Below are 18148 nucleotides of genomic sequence, written 5' to 3' on the forward strand. Positions count from 1 at the left end.
TTCGAGAATTTCTGCCAGCGAAATCAGTTAATAAAATAGAATAAAAAAAGCCCGGAGCGTTATGCTCCGGGCTTTTCTGTTTTTAACATTCAGCGTCTTTTTTGTTCTGGTCAGCAACAAGCTGTCCACATGCTGCTTTAATATCCGCACCTTTTGATTGGCGGATAATGGCGGTTACGCCTTTGTCCCAGAGAATTTTCTGGAACTTGAGAACAGCCTCTTCAGACGGAGCTTTGTATGGATCGCCTTCTGCCGGATTGTAGACGATAAGGTTAAGCTTCGATTTGGTCTGAGAAATAAGCTTATGCAACTCTCGTGCGTCTTCGACAGAATCGTTTACGCCGCCAAGCAGAAGATATTCATATGTAATGCGCTCACGGGTTTTGAGCGGGTAATTTTTAAGTGCATGCATCAAGTCGTTAAGTTCCCAGCGTGCTGCTTTCGGCATAATTTTAGCGCGTACTTCCTGATTCGGAGCGTGCAGAGACACTGCGAGGAAAGCAAGGCCGGATTCGCCGAGTTCGTTGAGTCCCTTCTGAATGCCACAGGTAGAGACAGTTACGCGGCGTGGAGAAAAAGCAAGGCCGAGAGTGCTGTGCATGGTGTTAAGCGACTTGAGCAGAGTCTCAAGGTTAAGGAGCGGTTCGCCCATGCCCATGAATACGATGTTGCGAAGGATTGGTCGTTCAGCAACGTCGTTAAGGGAATGGCGCGCAACGAGAATCTGACCGAGGATTTCGCTCTGGGTCATGTTGCGTTTAAAGCCCATTGTACCGGTAGAACAGAAGGTACAGGCCATTGCACACCCAACCTGACAGGAAAGACACTGGGAGTATCTTCCCTTGGAGCCGGGAATAAGTACGGTTTCCACAAGAGCACCGTCATGCAGCTTAAGGAGAAACTTGATCGTACCGTCTTTGCTTGTCTGGGAGGTAACAACTTCCGGCCAGCGGATGTATGCTGCTTCGTGCAGGCGAGCGCGAACAGTTTTTGAGATATTGGTCATCTCATCGAAAGATTGAACGTATTTATTCCACAACCATTGCCAAACTTGCTTGGTGCGGAATTTTTTTTCCCCGAGTTCTACGAGAAACTCTTCAAGTTCTTCATATGAGAGATCAAGAATATTAACCATGACGGCCCCTTTTATCCGGTATTGTCTACCGGTGAATATGTGGATGAACGCAGTGCGCCATCGCCACAGACTCTATATACATTAACGGTTCACCTGTGAAGAGGCTGCGGAAACCTTTGCAGAATACAGGGATGGTAAAGTTTGCCGTCTGTAAGCAGGTCAATAAGGTGGGTGTGAAATAACCTCTTAATTTTTAAAGGAAATAATGCTATGAGTAAGTGTCTTTATTGCACGAACAGAATTGTTTTATCGCTATGGAGGGGGTGTTGTGAAACTAGCTAGCAACTGCATGGTTGCGATTGTAATTTTATTTTGCGCTACAACATTGAATGCTGCTGCAGGCGATATTCGTCAGGAACACGCAGCTTCGATGCGTAGTGTAGATATGGAGCTATATTCTTTTTACATGGCGCATAGTCAGGGTTTTGAGCTATGCGGTGCTACGTGTCCGGATATGGGTGAGGCATTTGAAAATGCTTCTAGTGTATTTGCCGCTCTGCTTGATGATGCTGTTTCTTCTATACGTGGAGAGCATCATGATGCTGTAAATTTTCGACAATATGATGGTGTGTTGCTTCAATCCAGTAAGAGAACGTATTCGCTGACTGAAGGCTGTGCACCATGTTTTTCTTTGGTGGAAAAGGTGCAGACATATGTTGAGAATGGCCTGCCGTCTACAGTGGCGCGTGCTGCATTGTTTCATACCGAAAAATATAAGTTGAATCCTGAACTTGAATTTACTGACGGTCTTGTTTCAGCCGCCCGTTATCAGTGGGTTGCGAGTGGCAAGAAAAGAACCTGCAAAATTTCTGTACCCAAAACATGGGGACAAGCTCCATCGAATGGAGAGAAGCAGTCTGTGGAATATCGAAGTGCCATGGGGAATGGCGTTCCGTTTTTTTCCATACAGTATGCTCGTGCAAAACGAGTGTATTCTGATGACGCAGTCATGCATGAACTCCAGCGTCGTGTTTCTACAGATGTACTGACAGAACAGTTCGGTGCAATAGAAATTTTAGCGCAGGGCATCCAGCGACTCGGAAATACTCAAAGCATTTGGGTTATGTTCTCAGCGGATGGAAAAGGAAACAAGGGGGCGGGGTACTATTACAACTGGTATATGCTGGTTGATGGTACCGTGTTAATGTTTCAGTCAGGCGTAAGCGGTTCGGGTGAATCTCCGACCGTTCAACAGGAAGAATTGTTTCGAAAATATTATCAGACTCTGCGCGAAATAGCTGTATCGTCTGTAATTGGATAAATGTTATGGATGAGCCCGTGGACTGTTTAGTTCGTTGTGGCTTAATTACAATAAGAAAAGTCCGACATCGTGTATGCGATGTCGGGCTTTTTTGTGAACAAATAAATTTTACGGAAAGTTGTAGCTGCTACAACACACGCATAAAGATTTCAGCAACGTCTTCTCTGTTCAACGGAGCGACATGTCCAAGAGCACGGTACTCAAATGCACTTTCAACAAGGTACGGTACGTCTTCTTCGGTTACGCCCCACGCAGAAAGGCGTGATGGTGCACCCCATGCGGAAAATGCTGCACGGGTGGCATCAATGCCGCCTTGAATTGTTTCCTGTCCCCATACGGTTGATGCAAAGCGGTTGAAAATGTCCGGAGCCTTTGCGCAAACTTGTTGCATCCATGAAGGGAAAATGACGGCAAGTCCTTCTCCGTGCGGGATATGCGGGAAGCGTCCGCTAAGAGCATGCTCAAGCGCATGAGAGGTCCAGTCTCCGCCGGATAGGCCACAACCGGTAAGGCCGTTAAGGCTTAAGCAGGAAGCCCATGCAAGGTTGGCGCGTGCTTCGTAGTTTGAAGGATCGTGCCGCAGAGAATGCAGGGAGTTGATAAGAGAAATGAGCAGCCCTTCACAAATGTTCAGGGTTGTTTCTTCGTTGAAGTAACCGGTGCGCTTGTCTGCAATGCGTCCGCGGAAATAGTTTTCCATAACGTGAGTCATTGCATCAATGCCGCTACCAGCTGTGAGATTCCACGGAGTCTGTACCTGATAGAGGGGGTCGATTGCAGTGACTTTAGGAATCATGCAATGTCCGCCGAGGCTCCATTTTTTTTGTAACTGCTCGTTGGTGATAACGGCCTTCCCGTTCATTTCTGAACCGGTGCCGGACAGTGTAACAACTGTGTAGACAGGTAAAGAGCGCTCTACGGTTTTGCGAGATTCAACGCGCTCCCAGTAGTCGTCGAGGTAGAAGCCTGCTGCAATGGCTTTTGCAGCATCAATAACACTGCCGCCACCAATGCCGAGAACTGCACCTACACTAGCCTTACGGGCAATGTTTATGCCTGCTTCAACTTGCTCAAGTGAAGGGTTGGGTTTAATTCCCCAAAATTCTGTCCAATCCACGCCTGCTTCCTGTAACGAACGGGTCGCTGCTTCATAAGCACCGTTGTTACGTGCTGAGCCGCCACCCATAACAAGAAGGACCGAAGACGCTTCTTTAACAATATGCCAGCCGATGAGATCGACAGCGTCTTGACCAAAAATTACCTGAGTAGGGGCACTATAAGTAAAAGCATCCATGTTAATCACCTGATAAAAAAATGTTATTGCCCAGAATTATGCAATGTTGACTATAGCGAGTAACTGAGGTGACGACAAGTGTTGTGATGATGGATTGCGTGAAAGGGTACAGGAGAATAGTGTTCCTACAGTATGTTAGAGTGGAAACATGTAGTTATGAAGTGAGAGCCGTGGTGGAGTGTTAGTGTTGCTATCCTGAATGCGTGTACTCTATTTTTCCATTACGGATAAGTACAGTGCTGTCAGATACAGAAGCGAGCCATTCTCTGTCATGTGAAACAATAACGAGGCTTGTTTTATGTTCTGTTTTTGCACGTACTGCTGCATTTCGAATTCGCTCAGTGGATTCTTCGTCTAGAGAAGATGTAGGTTCGTCCATCAAAAGTACTCTCGGCTTTACCGCAAGACGGGCAGCAAGTGCAACGCGTTGTGCTTCTCCACCGGAAAGTTCAAACCAGTTACGGGTAAGAAATGTATCCGGTAAAAGGCCGACTTCTTCAAGTGCAGAAGCAGCAATGCCGGAAATATTGGTTATGCCGCGCACATGTAGGCCGTACTCAATATTCTCTTGTACGGTTCGTTTAAGAAGATATGGCTGTTGAGTGAGTAAAGTTACTTCGCGCCTGAGCGATGTGTCTGCGATAGATGCTTTGGCACCTTTGTACAGAATTGTTCCGCCATGTGGAGATTCCAGAAAAGCAAGCATGCGCATAAGAGTTGACTTACCGCCGCCGTTGGGACCGATTATACCTGTAATTGTTCCTGCTTCCAGTGTCAGGGAATCAATAGAGAGAACAGTTCTGCCGCCGTAAATTTGGACGATGTTTGAAAGCTGATAAAGCGACATGACTATTGCCCCGCGCGGCGTTTGAGTTTTGCGACACTGAAGTTCACACCGAAAGCTATGATGAGCAGAACCACACCAAGAGCAATGCCCATGGCGAACTCGCCTTTGCCTGTTTCTAAAGCAATCGCGGTGGTGATGGTGCGTGTGTGCCATTTAATGTTCCCGCCGACCATCATAGAAATACCAATTTCAGAGACTATGCGCCCGTAGGCTGCAACACCGGCAAGCATGAGATGATAGCGTGTTTCCCAAAGTGTCGCGCGAAGTACTTGGAACTTGTCCGCACCGAGTGTGAGCAGGGTTTCTTTCATGCCGGAATCTGCGTTTTCCACTGCATTTGCCACCATTGCAACAACGATAGGCATACCGAGCATGACCTGACCGATAGCAATACCGGAAAGGGTAAAAAGTAGATCCAAGTCACCGAGTGGTCCTTGTCGTGAAACTAGGGAGTACACGAGCAGGCCAATAACAACGGTGGGGAAGGAGAGTAGGGTATCGGTAATCATCCGTAGGGTGTCACGTCCTCTAAAACGACAATACCCGAGCACAAAACCAAGCGGCGCACCGATCAGAATTGTGAAAAAAATCGAAAGTGATGAAACGCAGATCGTTATATAAACGGCAGACCAAGTTTCCGGATTGCCGTCGAAAAGAAGTTGAAAAGCCTTTAGCAGACCTTCATATATGAAACCCATGTAATCTCCTTGCCAAAAAAAAGGGGTGGCAAAAGCCACCCCAGCAAAGTCTATGTATGCAAAAGCAAATTACTTACCTGCGTTAGGTGTAAAGAGCTGTTTGCCGAGCAGACGGAATTCGCCGATTGCTTTCTGTGCTTTAGGGGAAGCCATCCATGCGATGAATTCGTTAGCAAGTTCTACTTTTGCTTTAGGGCAAACAGCAGGGTTGATAGCAATAGCACTGTACTGGTTGAAAAGTACTTTATCGCCTTCTACAACGATTTTCAACGATGTCTTGCCTTTGTTAACATCCATGTACTTGATCCATGTACCACGGTCAGTCATGGTGTAAGCACCTTTCTGTGCTGCTACGTTCAGAGTTTTGAGCATACCCTGACCAAGCTGCATGTACCAGTCTGCTTTATCTGGAACTGCCATACCGGCTGCTTTCCAGAGAGAAATTTCTTTTTTGTTGGTGCCGGAGTTGTCACCACGGGAAGCGAAAGGAGCTTTTGCAGCAGCAATAGCTTTCAGTGCTTTTTCAATAGGCATGCCTTTAACATGTGCAGGGTCAGCAGCAGGGCCTACAATAACAAAGTCGTTGTACATAAGCTGGGTACGGTCAACGCCGTGGCCATCTTTAACGAATTTTTTTTCTGCACCCGGAGCGTGTACAAGCAGTACGTCAACGTCGCAGTTACGGCCCATGGCAAGTGCTTTGCCTGTGCCGATGGCAGTCCAGCGAATATCAATGCCGGAATCTTTAGTGAATTCTGGCATGAGCTCATCAAGAAGGCCGGTGTTGTCAGTACTGGTGGTGGTAGCCATCATAAGTACTTTTTCCTGTGCCTGCGCCATTGCTGGTACGAGCAGAGCCAATGCGAGAAGTAAGGCAGCAAATTTTTTCATTAAGAGCTCCATGGTCATTTTAAGTTATTTTTAGTCCTGATTAGGAATAAAAAGAGGTGTAACCGTATTTTCTTCCTAATGGAAACTAAAAATACCTGCTTATAAAATGACACAGATGAAAAAAACAATAATTACGCATTGATTTTGTTGAATTTAATTATCTACTTTGGAAATAGATAACCATAGTTAACTATAACTTACAGCAAAAAAAGAGGACAGTGAAAAAATCACTGTCCTCAGATAGTTAAAAAAACGGGTCACCGGAATAATTTATTCAAACAAGTAGCCATATTGCAAAGCAATTTGATCAGTCTTGTTTGCTACTGATGTTGCGAGCGCGGAGACGTTGTCTACTGTTACAATACCGGTGTCCTGAGCGAGGTAGTATTTCAGATTGTTTGAGTTTTCAGAAAACACCCAGACAACACTATATACAGAACCAATTTTAGGGCGGTCTGCAAATTCAGACATGGTGGTGATTATTACTGTAATCTTCGGAACATCATCACCTGTCATTTTGAAGAGGCTAGATGTGTTGCATGCACTTTTAAGTTCAAATGCAAGCATGGAACCGAGATTGTCTGCCCCTTTCTGCTCAACAAAAATAGGGGTAGTGCGCGATGTAACCACAGCAGGCGTGTCAGCCTTAGGTGCTGCGGGCTGCACTGTTTTAGCTGGTTTCGGGGCTTCTTCCGCAAAAGCAGGGATTGCTGCAAATGCAATGCAAATGAGTATGAAGCAGAGTAATTGTTTCAATTTATTCTCCTTATGTCGTTGCGCTACGTAGTATGAGATTGAGTAGCACGTACTATGAACGATGTCAGTTTGTCCGTGATTAGCTGTGATCCGGTGTGCGGATAAGCTGTACTAATGCAAGGGAAATACAAGATATTCCTGCTGCTGCAAGGAATGGGATTTTATAGTCCACCATCCAGAGCATACCGCCGAGGGCCGGAACAACAACCGCTGCAATGTGGTTGATGGTAAAGCTTACCGCCATTGATGGGGCGATATCGGACGGATCCGCAATTTTTTGGAAATACGACTTAATTGCAAGAGAGAAGTTAAAGAAAATATGATCAAGAACATACAGGAATGCCACGAGCAGTTTTGATTCCACATAGGCGTATGAAACAAAAACAAAGATCATGGCTGCATATTCCAGTGAAAGAACTTTGCGCTCCCCAAATTTGTTAACAGCTCTACCAATTGCAGGTGAAAGCCACCAGTTGATAATATTGTTAACGATGAAGAGCAGGGTAACTTCCTGAATGGAAAATTTGAATTTTTCTACCATGAGGAACACTGCAAAGGCCACAAATATTTGTCTGCGAGCACCTGCAAAAAAGTTGAGCATGTAGAAAAGCCAGTAACGACGGCGCAGCACCATTTTCTTATGCTGCGGTGCAACATTAGATGATGTAGGGTTTTGCGTAAAACACCACATGGCAGTGAGTATGACGATGATACCGAACACCCAGAAAATCTGCTGGAAATCAAGTTTCATGCTTAGCAGGAAGATAGATCCACCGACAACAAGGTTCGTTGCGGAACCCATTGCGCGGAGTCTGCCCATGATGACAGGAGCTTTTTTTAAATCAAAATATTGTAGCGTAAGAGACTGGTTAACCGTTTCATAGTAGTGGAAACCGAAACTCATGATGAGAGTTGTAAAAACCATTCCCTGATACGTAGGCATTGAACCTGTAAGCCCGACACCAAGCCCGAGGATGGCTATGGAAATAGCCGCTAGGCGGTGCTCAGAAATGAAAAGTAAAAGGTAGATGACTAACAGGGCAAGGAAACCGGGGATTTCGCGAACGGATTGAATGATACCGATCTGTTGGCCAGTCAGTCCTACAATATCAACAGCAAAGTTGTTGTAGAGGGTACGCCACGCTTGAAAACCAGCTGCAACAGCAATGGTCATGATAAGCAGATAAATATACATTCGGCGGCGATCTGCGTCGGACATGGTAGGCTCTCCAGAAAATCGTGCAAAAAAGGTGTAAATATTTACGCACACCCAAGTGCGCGGCACGATAATGCAAGATATTGGTTGTCCAAGCAAGCAAGATTATTCATACGTTTTGTAAAATCGTATGAATTAAAGATAGTTGACCGAAGAGTAACTACAGAACGTAGGCTTCGAACCAATAAATTTTAGTGGCAGGGTTTTTCCACATATCTGGTTTGAGCCCAGCTTTGATGCAGGTTTGTTCGAGAAATTTATTACGATCCCAGTTCCATTCCTGTGCAACTTGCGGAAGCAGTAAGCCGGAGTTTGCTCTATGTTGCATGATGAGCCCATGCGTACCTATTTCGATGAGATCGGTATCCGGACAAAGTGTGATTGGCCCCATGATGGAAATTTCGGTTGAGAGATACGCAAATTCAGTTTCTGACACTTGTGGAAAACGTGGATCTTCAAATGCTGCTGCGCGCGCCATATAGGCTACAGTAAGATACAACGGCCCTTGCCCGACAACATTCCCGATGCAGCCACGTAAGTTTCCATTCTTTTTGAGCGTAACAAAAGCACCAAGCTCCTGTTTTAAAAGTGGGCTTTCCGGCTTTGGAACGGTATTATCGTCAAGTGTATGAGCGCCTTCAAAGTACGTGGAGATACTCCACTGAACGAGTTCTCGTAAGTAATCTTTATCTGCGGCGGTTAAAGAAAGGCTGCGTACATTGGATTGTTCATTGTTCATACTTTTCTCCGTTTATAACACGCATAAAATGTCGCTCGGTGCTTCTTGTGCCATATGACTATAGAGACTTGATTGAATAAGTTGTTGCATCATGTTGCGGAACCAAATGTGCGATGCATCGTGATGCTGTCGCTCATGCCATGCAATGGTGTAGTCGAATGGTTCAATATAGAACGGCAAAGCGCACCATGCCAGGTCGAATTCCGGCGCAAGGTTACTCGCAATATGGCTCGGCATAGTTGCAATCATATCAGAACTACTCACAACTTTACATACTGTTGTGTACAGAGGGGCTGAAAAACGTACGGATCGACGCTTACCGATTTTGGCAAGTTCCGCTTCGATAACGTGTACTTTGTCGCCACCGCCTGTAATGGCTGCATGGTCGAGAGAGCAGTATTCGCTTAGGGAAAGTCCACCCCCGCGTTGCATTAACGGGTGATCTTTACGCATACAACATGCAAATTGATCCCGCCCAATAACGAGGTGATGTAGCCCTTGATACTGCGAATCCAACATTGATGTGATTAAATCATAGGGACCGTTCGATAGCTTGCCGATTGTTGCTTCGTTCGACATTTCTAATCTAATAGAAATGTTAGGAGCAACTTTTAGGTAGTTTTCAAGAACTTTCGGAAAAATATATTCTGCCACATAGTCTGAGGTCGCAAAGGTGAATGTACGAGTGCATTCAGCCGGATCAAAACTACTTCGGTCGAGCAGTTCTGTAACCTCACCCAGAATTCGTTCCAGATTCTGGCTCAGTTCTACTGCGCGTTCTGTGAGCGCAAAGTTGTTGCCACTGCGTACAAGCAACGGGTCGTCAAACAACTCACGAAGGTGCCGCAAGTTTTTGCTCATGCCGCTTTGTGTAATATTTAAGCGCTTCGCTGCACGGGTAACATTGCCTTCATCAAGCAACGCCTTAAGTGCAACAAGCAGGTTAAGGTTGACTGAAGCCAGATTAACTTGCCCTATATTCATTACCTAAAATCCATCCTCTAATTGAGGTGAAACAATAAAGCTGCCGTCAGAAGGGATTTTGGCTAAGCCGGTATCCTGCACGGAAGCTTTGCGCCCGTTCTGAGAAACTCGTCTGGTGGCAATCCATTGCAAGACTTGCGGGTAAACACGATGTTCAAAAGTAAGCACACGTTTCTGCACAGTGCCCGCTGATTCATCAGACGCAAAAGGTACCACTGCCTGAGCAATAATAGCACCATTGTCCATAATTTCATCAACGAAATGTACTGTACATCCTGCCAGTGTTACGCCGTACGCTACAGCATCCGCAATACCGTGCGCTCCCTTGAAAGACGGAAGCAGGGCAGGGTGGATATTAACAATGCGCCCTGCAAATGTTTTAATAAACAAAGGAGTCAGTATACGCATAAAGCCAGCGAGAACAACAAGGTCAACATTAGCGGCTTGCAATTGTTCAATCATCGCCGAATCAAATTCTTCTCTATTCTCAAAATTCGAGTGAAGAATGATTGCAGTCGGTATTCCGGCTTTTTTTGCACGTTCAAGTGCAAAAGCATTGCTGCGGTTGCAAAGAACCAGACAAATTTTTGCTTCTAAGGAGCCGCGTTCAACTGCATCAATAATGGATTGCAAGTTGGAACCGGAGCCGGATGCGAGTACCGCTATGTTAAATGACATTATGTCTCCGTAAAAATATGAGGCAGTTCGACAACGTATCTGAGTAATAAACCGGTAAGAAAGATCTTCCGGTGTCTATTTTATGGTTGCCCAAAACGGGTCTTCTTCTAACGTGCTGGTATCGCCACGATCACCGCCAGTGATTTCTGCACGCAACAGCCTGCGCATAATTTTACCGCTTCGGTTACGCGGGAGTGCATCACGAATGTCCACTGAACCTATTACAGCAATGGAACCGAGTTCAGCACGGACATGCCCAATGAGCTGCTGTTCTGTTTCGTCTTCTTCATCCATAAAGTACAGGGTGTCTGACTGTTCTTTGAGTACGACATATGCCTTTGCAACTTCGCCGCGAATTGAGTCCGGCATGCCGATAACAGCACATTCCGCCACGAGTGGATGCGAGGAAAGCGCTGCTTCAAATTCTGCGGTGCCTATTCGATGTCCGGCGATCATGATGACATCGTCAGCACGACCTTGCAGCCAGATGTATCCATCCTCGTCTTTTCGAGCAATATCTCCAGAGCAGTAATATCCCGGGAAACGAGACCAATACATTTCTTTGTACGTTTCTTCGTCATTGAACAACGTAGTGATCATGGCAGGCCAAGGTTTTTTGATGATCAGATAGCCGCCTTTCCCTGTTGGAACAGGGGTACCGTCGTCATCAACAATATCAATATCAACAGCTGGAAGAGGACGGGCTACGGAACCCGGTTTGAGCACAGATATCGGGTACGGAGAAATCATAATCATCCCCGTTTCAGTCTGCCACCACGTATCCAGCAACGGGCATTGCCCTTTACCGATATGTTTGTGGAACCAGACCCATGCTTCCGGTGAAATTGGTTCACCTACAGTACCAAGCAGGCGCAGAGTACTTAGGTCATGACGCAGGGCGTATTTTTCTCCAAAGCGCATAAGCATACGGATAAGTGTTGGAACTGTATAGAGAACTGAGATTCCCCAGCGCTCAACCACAGACCATAGTCTTCCTGCTTCCGGATACAGCGGATGGCCTTCATACATGAAGGTTGTGGTTCCTGCCATAAGTGGTCCGTAGACAACGTACGAATGTCCTGTAATCCAACCTACATCAGCAGTACACCAAAAAATATCAGTGGCATTGTTGTCAAAAACCTGCGTGAAGGTTTGATGTACTCCCACCATGTAACCACCATGCGAATGGACAACGCCTTTAGGCTTATCAGTCGTGCCAGAGGTATAGAGCATAAAGAGCGGATCAGTGGCATCCATGCTTTCTGTTATGGCTTCGTATGATTTACCGCGCATGACATCATGCCACCACAAATCTTTTTCAGCATCCATCTCAACCGTAACATGGGTGCGGTGCACAACAATGGTGTGGTCGACAGTATGTTCAACCTGTTCAAGTGCTTCATCAACCAACGGCTTTAGCGTTAAGATACGACCGTTTCGGTAGAATGCATCGACTGTAATAATAATTTTTGGTTTTGCATCTTCAATACGTTCCGCAAGTGCATTGGCTGAGAATCCGGCAAACACGACACTATGAATTGCGCCGATTTTTGCTGCTGCGAGCATAGAGATTACAGTTTCCGGTAGCGACGGAAGGTAAATTACAACCGTGTCACCTTTTGTAACACCAAGTTCACGCATGGCATTAGCGCATTTGTTAACTTCTCTATAAAGTTCAAAATATGTGAGCCGTTTCGTGTCACCCGGTTCACCTTCCCAAATAAGAGCAAGTTTATTGCGGTTTGGAGAGGTTATGTGTCTGTCGAGAGCATTGTGCACTATGTTGCAACGGGCGCCGAAAAACCATTTGTAGAAGGGCGCATCTGTGTCGTTAAGTACAGTATCCCACCGGCGGTACCACTGAAGTCGTTCCGCTGCATCTTCCCAGTAAGCCAGGCTGTCCACACTTGCTTTGTGATAAGCATGCTTCAGGTCGGCAGGGTTTACAGCAGAATCTGCAATAACACGCGGCAGAGGACGAAAAACTCGTTGTTCCGTCAAAAGTGATTCAACAGTTCCGTTGGATGTAGGTTGTGTGTTGTCTATCATGCTATAGCCCCAGAACTTGTTTGAGTTCACCTAACCGCCTGCGGCTGATAGGAATTTCAATACGGGTACGTCCGGCAGTTCTCAACATGAAGTTGGAACCGGGAAGTGATGCGATTTCTGTAACCATGTCCAAATTTACTAGGAATTTGCGATGTGCGCGGAAGAAATTGTGCGGGCGCAATCTCGCTTCCAAAATTTTCAACCTGTACGAAGTAAGGTGTTTTCCGGAAGCGGTGTGGACATAGGTGTAGTCTTCGTTGGCTTCAATAAAAATAATCTCGTTATACGGCAGCAACATTGTACGCCCGCCGGAGGTGATGGCGAGTTTTTCAATTTCTGCTGGGCGGAATTTTTCCGTAAGCTCCCATGCTTGTCGCAATGCATTGAGGAACTGATCCTGCTCTTCTTCTTCCAATGGAAGTTGAAGAGTCTGTTCCGGTTCTCCATCCTCAACTTCAGCAACGTCACGAACCGTTGGCTCCTGCCATTGTGTGGAAGGTTCCTGCGCGAGGTTGAAGTGCATTCTGAATTGTTCAAGACGCGAAACAGAACGCGCGAACCGTTCTTCTGTGCATGGGAAGATGAGATAATCTGTGGCTTCGAGTTCAAACGCTGTAAATGCGTCGTCCTCGTTATCTGCCAGAAAAATGAGAGCCGGTTGTTTGGTACGTCCGCGGAGGCGCCGTGTGAGTTCAAAGCCGTCGCGTGGTTCCTTGATGGAAACAGCTACAACGAGAACAGCGTATTCAATGGCACTGAGTAATTCCAGTGCCTCATCCACATGCACGGCCTCGCCCACTATACGCACGAAATCGACAGGCTCGAAAAACTTTCTGAGCTGTGTTCGGATTTCCGGATCTGGATGAACAAGTAGTGTTGGTAACATAGTAGGCAACCGTGATTTGAAAGCTGAAAAAAATATTTACATAACTGACTCGCACAATACTACATTCTCAACTGCATCATGTGAAGGGAAACTCGACCTTCTCTGGTTGAACAGTGAATTCGTACCGAAATATGGAGTAATCAGCAAAGGATAACATTTGAAAACCAATAAATTCGCAGTCGGGAGGACGACACTTCCGCGGGATAGCGGGGAAGCGGTTGTTAACCGTTGGCGAATATTAGAGCGATGCGAAAGCTAGTGTCCTAAGGGGGAGTACTTTTCATGGAGGCGCTTGCCTAGCCCCAAAATGTATCTACCTGGCAGCATTTCTTTGGATATAAAAAAAGACCGCACAATGTGCGGCCTTTCTTACGTTCTTAAGAGAGCGTCTTGCTATTTAGCAAAGCCTACTGCTCGGCGTTCGCGAATTACAGTTACGCGAATCTGACCCGGGTAGGTAAGATTGTTTTCAATCTTATCAGCAATCTCTTTACAGAGTAGGTAGGTGGAATCGTCATCTACGTTATCGGAGTTAACCATAACGCGGATTTCACGACCAGCCTGAATAGCGTAAGCTTTTGCTACGCCATCAAATGCTGTTGCAATGCCTTCGAGTTCTTCGAGGCGTTTAACGTAGTTCTCAAGGAGTTCTTTACGAGCGCCTGGACGAGCACCGGACAAGGAGTCCGCAGCCTGAACGAGAACTGCAAGAGCAGTGGTCGGCGGAGTATCTTCATGGTGCGCTGCAATTGCATGCACGATGTCTTTAGCTTCACCGTATTTTTTAGCCAGATCAGCACCGATAAGTGCGTGCGGGCCTTCAACTTCATGGTCGATAGCTTTACCAAGGTCATGCAGTAAGCCTGCACGTTTAGCCTTTTTGATATCAAGGCCAAGCTCAGCAGCCATCATTCCACAGAGAGAAGAAACTTCCAAAGAATGCTGTAAAACATTCTGGGAGAAACTTGTGCGGTATTTAAGCTGACCGAGGAACTTAATAAGCTCAGGATGGATACCGTGAACACCAGCATCGAAAGTGGCCTGTTCGCCAACTTCACGAAGCTGAACTTCAAGCTCTTCCTTAACCTTGCCAACAACATCTTCAATGCGTGCAGGGTGAATACGGCCATCGCTGATGAGACGTTCGAGTGCCATTTTGGCAATCTGACGACGCAGCGGGCTGTATGCGGAAAGGATGACTGTTTCAGGAGTATCATCAATAATGAGATCAACACCGGTGGCTGCTTCGATAGCGCGAATGTTACGCCCTTCACGGCCGATGATGCGTCCTTTCATATCTTCGCTTGGCAGGGTAACAGCGGTAACGGTCTGTTCACCAACGTAGTCACCTGCGTAGCGCTGGATAGCAGTAGCAATAATGTGCTGAGATTTGCGGTTAGCAGTCTCTTTTGCTTCCATTTCAATCTGGCGAACCATTTTAGCGGCTTCATGCTTAGTACGTGCTTCCACTTCGCTGAAGAGGCGTTCTTTCGCTTCTTCAATGGTAAGGCCAGATACTTCTTGTAATTTCAGTTCCTGCTCATCAAGTTTGGAGTCGAGCAGTGCAATTTTATCTTCGATTTTACGTTCTTTGCGAGTGAGGTCTTTTTCCAGAGAAAGCAGTTCCTGTTCTTTCTGGTTAGCCTGTTCGCGCTTACGTTCTACGCGTTCACTGAGTTCCTGAATTTTACGGTCGCGAGCTTTGGTTTCATTCTCACGGTCTTTAAATTCACGGTCAAGTTCGCGCTTCTGTTTGTATATCTCGTCCTGACCCTGAAGAATAATTTCTTTCTTTTGAGCCTGTGCTTCCTTACGAGCTTCTTCAATGATGCGTGTGGATAGTTCCTTCGCGTCACCCAATCGCTTAGAGGAAACAACTTTATGCAGTGCGTATCCGGAGCCAGCTCCAATAATAGCACCAACAAGGACGAGCCCGAGTGATATCAGACTCATACCTTTTCTCCCGTTATTACACACAGATTCTGTGAATCTGAGATGTACATGTTTAGAGCACAGATGTGCCTTTATATATAAAGGGAGAGTGGAAAAAAAAAAGCCCCGACTGTCTATATAAATTAATACAGTATGGCGTATTGCGAGCAGGAAAATGTCAAATTAAGACAAGTTATCCTGTGTTGCTGCGTCATTATCTGCACAGCCTTCCACTCTCGTTGTTAATCGTTCTAATCGTTGTTCAAGCGTTAGCAGCCTGTCTGCTGTAAGCAAATAATCATCTGCAAGCCCCAAGACAAGGAAGATGAGCAACTTTTCCTTGCTTATAGGCATACCCGGACTGTAGAGCGTGTTAAAACGGTCCTCTACAAGAATTTTCGCCCGTTCGACAGCGTCGTGGTCCGCTTCCGATTTGAAAGAGACCTCGGTGCCGAGTATTTTCAGAGTGAAGCTGCGCATAGCTTATTACATTGAGTCTGTAGGGTTTGAAAGCTTAGACAGCAGACCGTCAATGCGGCCCATAACTGCATCTTTCGTGGAACGTTCTTGTTCCAATTCGTCCTTCAAGGAGCGATTCTCTTCTTCGAGCACAGAAAGACTTACTTCAACTTCTTCTTTAAGCTGAATATTTTCGTTCTTAAGCAACTCTACTTCTTCAAGAAGAGATTCTAATCTTTGTTCTAAACGGTCTATAAGTTCCATAAGCTTTAACTATCCTTTTTGGTACGAGAAATCAATACTAGCATTTTTTGGGCAAGTTCTTCTGCTTGCCACGAGCAACAGCAATCGTGTTTTCAGGAATATCTTTTGTTATAACGGAGCCTGCTCCAACAAGGGAATTTTTTCCCACGCAAACTGGAGCAACCAGAGAAGAGTTAGAGCCGATGAAGGCATTGTCTTCGATGATTGTCTTGTACTTGTTAACGCCGTCGTAGTTACATGTAATTGTACCTGCGCCAATGTTAACACCAGTACCCACTTCAGTATCACCAAGGTAGGTGAAGTGGTTTGCTTTGGAGCCTTCTCCCAATACGGTTTTTTTCATTTCTACAAAGTTACCGACTTTGGCACTCTGTTCCATGACAGCACCTGGACGAAGCCGTGCGTAAGGACCTACTGTACAGTCGTTCCCTACAGTTGCACCATCAAGGTGGCTAAATGGATGAATAACACACCCTTCTGCCAAAGTGGAATCTTTAATCCAAGTGTTAGAATAAATTTCTGCGCCGCGTTTCACATGGGTAGTACCATAGAGTTCACACGGGCCATGCAGTACGGCACCCGGCTCAAGCGTTACCATTGGTCCAAGGCGCACGTATTCCGGCGCATGGATGGTCACACCTTGTTCAAGCCATTCCATAACAAGAGTGGCACGAAGCAGGGATTCTGAACGCACAAGTTCCGCAGGATTGTTGATGCCGAGCAGCTGCGGATCGTTGCCACATTCCACACCGGCAACGGTCATCTGTTCTTGAACAGCAAATCCTACGAGATCTGTAATATAATATTCACCGCTCTTGTTCTCGTTGCAAAGGCGTTTGAGAAGCGGTGTAACACTTGCGATATTGAGCAGGTAGATACCTGCATTGATTTCACGGGGCTCTGGACCATGCAGATTTTCATCGTAGTCTTTCGCTTCGATAATAGCAGCTACATCGCCAAGATGACGCACAACGCGGCCGAATGAGCCGGGATGTGGAAGGGTAAGAGTCATGAAACCAATATCAGCGTTATTGGAAAGAGACTCTTTTAGAAAATTGATGAGCCGGGGCTGCGGTAATAGAGGAGTGTCACCATTAACAACAAGAACATGAGAGAGACCGGACTCTACGAGTTCGTCCCATGCTGTTTGTAATGCGTGTCCTGTACCGAGCTGTTCGGTTTGGTGAATAAAATTACGTTCTTCGCCGGCAAATTTTTCTTCAATCATTTCTGATCGATGACCAACTACGGTCCAGATGCCTTCTCCGAAGAGCGGGTCTAAAGCTGTATATACATAACGGAGCATTGGTGCGCCTAAAAGTTCCTGAAGAACTTTGGGCTTGTCAGAATGCATACGGGTACCTTTACCCGCAGCAAGCACAAGTGCTCCGATTGTTTCTCTGGCAGACATTCTTACTCCTGAGATACCATGGTAACAAGTACTTCTAACGCATATGTACTACGTGTGTGAGCGGGGACTTGTCTAGTAGAAACGTATAATTGAATTTATAAGGAAAAGACTGGGAGTGGCGTGGCAAGGGGGCTGGAAGGAATTGTTTGTAATGCAGTGGCTTGGAATATTTAATGATAAAAAAAAAGCAGGCTGTTCGAAAACAGCCTGCTCTTACTATTACGATAATCTGAATATTATTCAGGATTACGCACTTTGAGGCGATGGAGTGAACGAGCAAGAGCTGCTCGTGCACGAGCGTAGTCAACTGCGTCCATTTCCATGGACATGCGTTGTTCAGCACGCTCTCTGGCCTGACGAGCACGACCGAGATCGATGTCTTCAGCACGCTCGGCAGCTTCAGCAAGGATGGTTACTTTGTTCTCGGAGATCTCTGCAAAACCGCCGGAGACAAACACGTAACGTGTCTGGCCGCCAACATTGTAGTGCAAAGGACCGATCTGAAGTGCAGCAAGGAACGGTATGTGATTTGGCAAAATACCAAACTCACCGTTGTGCCCAGGTGCACCTACATAGTCCACATCTTCACTAAGTACGAGCCGATCTGGCGTTACAATCTCGAGACGAAGTATATTTCCCATAAGTCAG

Annotated in this window: 18 protein-coding genes; 1 reads left to right on the top strand and 17 read right to left on the bottom strand. The window is 46.2% G+C overall.

Going from position 1 to position 18148, the window contains the following annotated elements:
- Positions 1-82: 82 nt before the first annotated feature.
- The gene (rlmN, locus tag MKHDV_RS04555) at positions 83-1135 is read right to left on the bottom strand and encodes a 23S rRNA (adenine(2503)-C(2))-methyltransferase RlmN (RefSeq protein ID WP_160712696.1); all 1053 of its coding nucleotides are present in this window, start codon (positions 1133-1135) and stop codon (positions 83-85) included.
- Positions 1136-1403: 268 nt separating this feature from the next.
- On the opposite strand from rlmN, the gene MKHDV_RS04560 reads away from it, so the two are divergent.
- Positions 1404-2396 (top strand): hypothetical protein, encoded by a 993-nt coding sequence (locus MKHDV_RS04560; protein ID WP_160712698.1) that lies wholly within the window; start codon positions 1404-1406, stop codon positions 2394-2396.
- Between the two features lie 127 nt (positions 2397-2523).
- Here the strand turns inward: MKHDV_RS04560 and MKHDV_RS04565 are convergent, their stop codons facing one another.
- The 16 genes from MKHDV_RS04565 to MKHDV_RS04640 form a co-directional block, all read right to left on the bottom strand.
- Positions 2524-3690, bottom strand: a complete 1167-nt coding sequence (locus tag MKHDV_RS04565; RefSeq protein WP_160712700.1) for an iron-containing alcohol dehydrogenase — start codon at positions 3688-3690, stop codon at positions 2524-2526.
- A gap of 190 nt (positions 3691-3880) precedes the next feature.
- The gene (locus MKHDV_RS04570) at positions 3881-4537 is read right to left on the bottom strand and encodes an ATP-binding cassette domain-containing protein (protein ID WP_160712702.1); all 657 of its coding nucleotides are present in this window, start codon (positions 4535-4537) and stop codon (positions 3881-3883) included.
- 2 nt (positions 4538-4539) lie between these two features.
- Entirely contained in the window at positions 4540-5235 is a 696-nt protein-coding gene (locus tag MKHDV_RS04575) for an ABC transporter permease (RefSeq protein WP_160712704.1), read from the bottom strand.
- A 69-nt stretch (positions 5236-5304) separates the two neighbouring features.
- Complete coding sequence (locus MKHDV_RS04580) at positions 5305-6126, bottom strand: substrate-binding domain-containing protein (RefSeq protein ID WP_160712706.1); 822 nt, start codon at positions 6124-6126, stop codon at positions 5305-5307.
- Positions 6127-6396: 270 nt separating this feature from the next.
- On the bottom strand, positions 6397-6882 hold the full coding sequence (locus MKHDV_RS04585) for a hypothetical protein (protein WP_160712708.1): 486 nt from the start codon (positions 6880-6882) through the stop codon (positions 6397-6399).
- Between the two features lie 79 nt (positions 6883-6961).
- Positions 6962-8101: an MFS transporter gene (locus MKHDV_RS04590; RefSeq protein ID WP_160712710.1), complete on the bottom strand. Its 1140-nt coding sequence runs from the start codon at positions 8099-8101 to the stop codon at positions 6962-6964.
- A 157-nt stretch (positions 8102-8258) separates the two neighbouring features.
- A complete protein-coding gene (gene amrA / locus MKHDV_RS04595) occupies positions 8259-8837 on the bottom strand; it encodes an AmmeMemoRadiSam system protein A (protein WP_160712712.1) in 579 nt (192 codons plus the stop codon).
- A gap of 12 nt (positions 8838-8849) precedes the next feature.
- Positions 8850-9821, bottom strand: a complete 972-nt coding sequence (locus tag MKHDV_RS04600; RefSeq protein ID WP_160712714.1) for a LysR family transcriptional regulator — start codon at positions 9819-9821, stop codon at positions 8850-8852.
- A gap of 3 nt (positions 9822-9824) precedes the next feature.
- Positions 9825-10499: a phosphoribosylglycinamide formyltransferase gene (gene purN, locus MKHDV_RS04605; protein WP_160712716.1), complete on the bottom strand. Its 675-nt coding sequence runs from the start codon at positions 10497-10499 to the stop codon at positions 9825-9827.
- Positions 10500-10574: 75 nt separating this feature from the next.
- A complete protein-coding gene (acs, locus tag MKHDV_RS04610) occupies positions 10575-12548 on the bottom strand; it encodes an acetate--CoA ligase (RefSeq protein WP_160712718.1) in 1974 nt (657 codons plus the stop codon).
- Position 12549: 1 nt separating this feature from the next.
- Positions 12550-13434, bottom strand: a complete 885-nt coding sequence (locus tag MKHDV_RS04615; protein WP_160712720.1) for a LytTR family DNA-binding domain-containing protein — start codon at positions 13432-13434, stop codon at positions 12550-12552.
- Between the two features lie 393 nt (positions 13435-13827).
- A complete protein-coding gene (gene rny / locus MKHDV_RS04620) occupies positions 13828-15387 on the bottom strand; it encodes a ribonuclease Y (RefSeq protein WP_160712722.1) in 1560 nt (519 codons plus the stop codon).
- 162 nt (positions 15388-15549) lie between these two features.
- Positions 15550-15846, bottom strand: coding sequence for a cell division protein ZapA (locus tag MKHDV_RS04625; RefSeq protein WP_160712724.1), 297 nt, complete (start codon positions 15844-15846; stop codon positions 15550-15552).
- A gap of 6 nt (positions 15847-15852) precedes the next feature.
- The gene (zapB, locus tag MKHDV_RS04630; protein ID WP_160712726.1) at positions 15853-16089 is read right to left on the bottom strand and encodes a cell division protein ZapB; all 237 of its coding nucleotides are present in this window, start codon (positions 16087-16089) and stop codon (positions 15853-15855) included.
- Positions 16090-16126: 37 nt separating this feature from the next.
- Positions 16127-17500 carry a bifunctional UDP-N-acetylglucosamine diphosphorylase/glucosamine-1-phosphate N-acetyltransferase GlmU gene (gene glmU / locus MKHDV_RS04635; protein WP_160712728.1) on the bottom strand — a complete coding sequence of 458 codons (1374 nt, stop codon included), beginning with the start codon at positions 17498-17500 and terminating at the stop codon, positions 16127-16129.
- Between the two features lie 236 nt (positions 17501-17736).
- Complete coding sequence (locus MKHDV_RS04640; RefSeq protein WP_160712730.1) at positions 17737-18141, bottom strand: F0F1 ATP synthase subunit epsilon; 405 nt, start codon at positions 18139-18141, stop codon at positions 17737-17739.
- Between the last annotated feature and the right edge of the window lie 7 nt (positions 18142-18148).

Source organism: Halodesulfovibrio sp. MK-HDV (genome assembly GCF_009914765.1).
In the GTDB taxonomy this organism is placed as follows: Bacteria; Desulfobacterota; Desulfovibrionia; order Desulfovibrionales; family Desulfovibrionaceae; genus Halodesulfovibrio.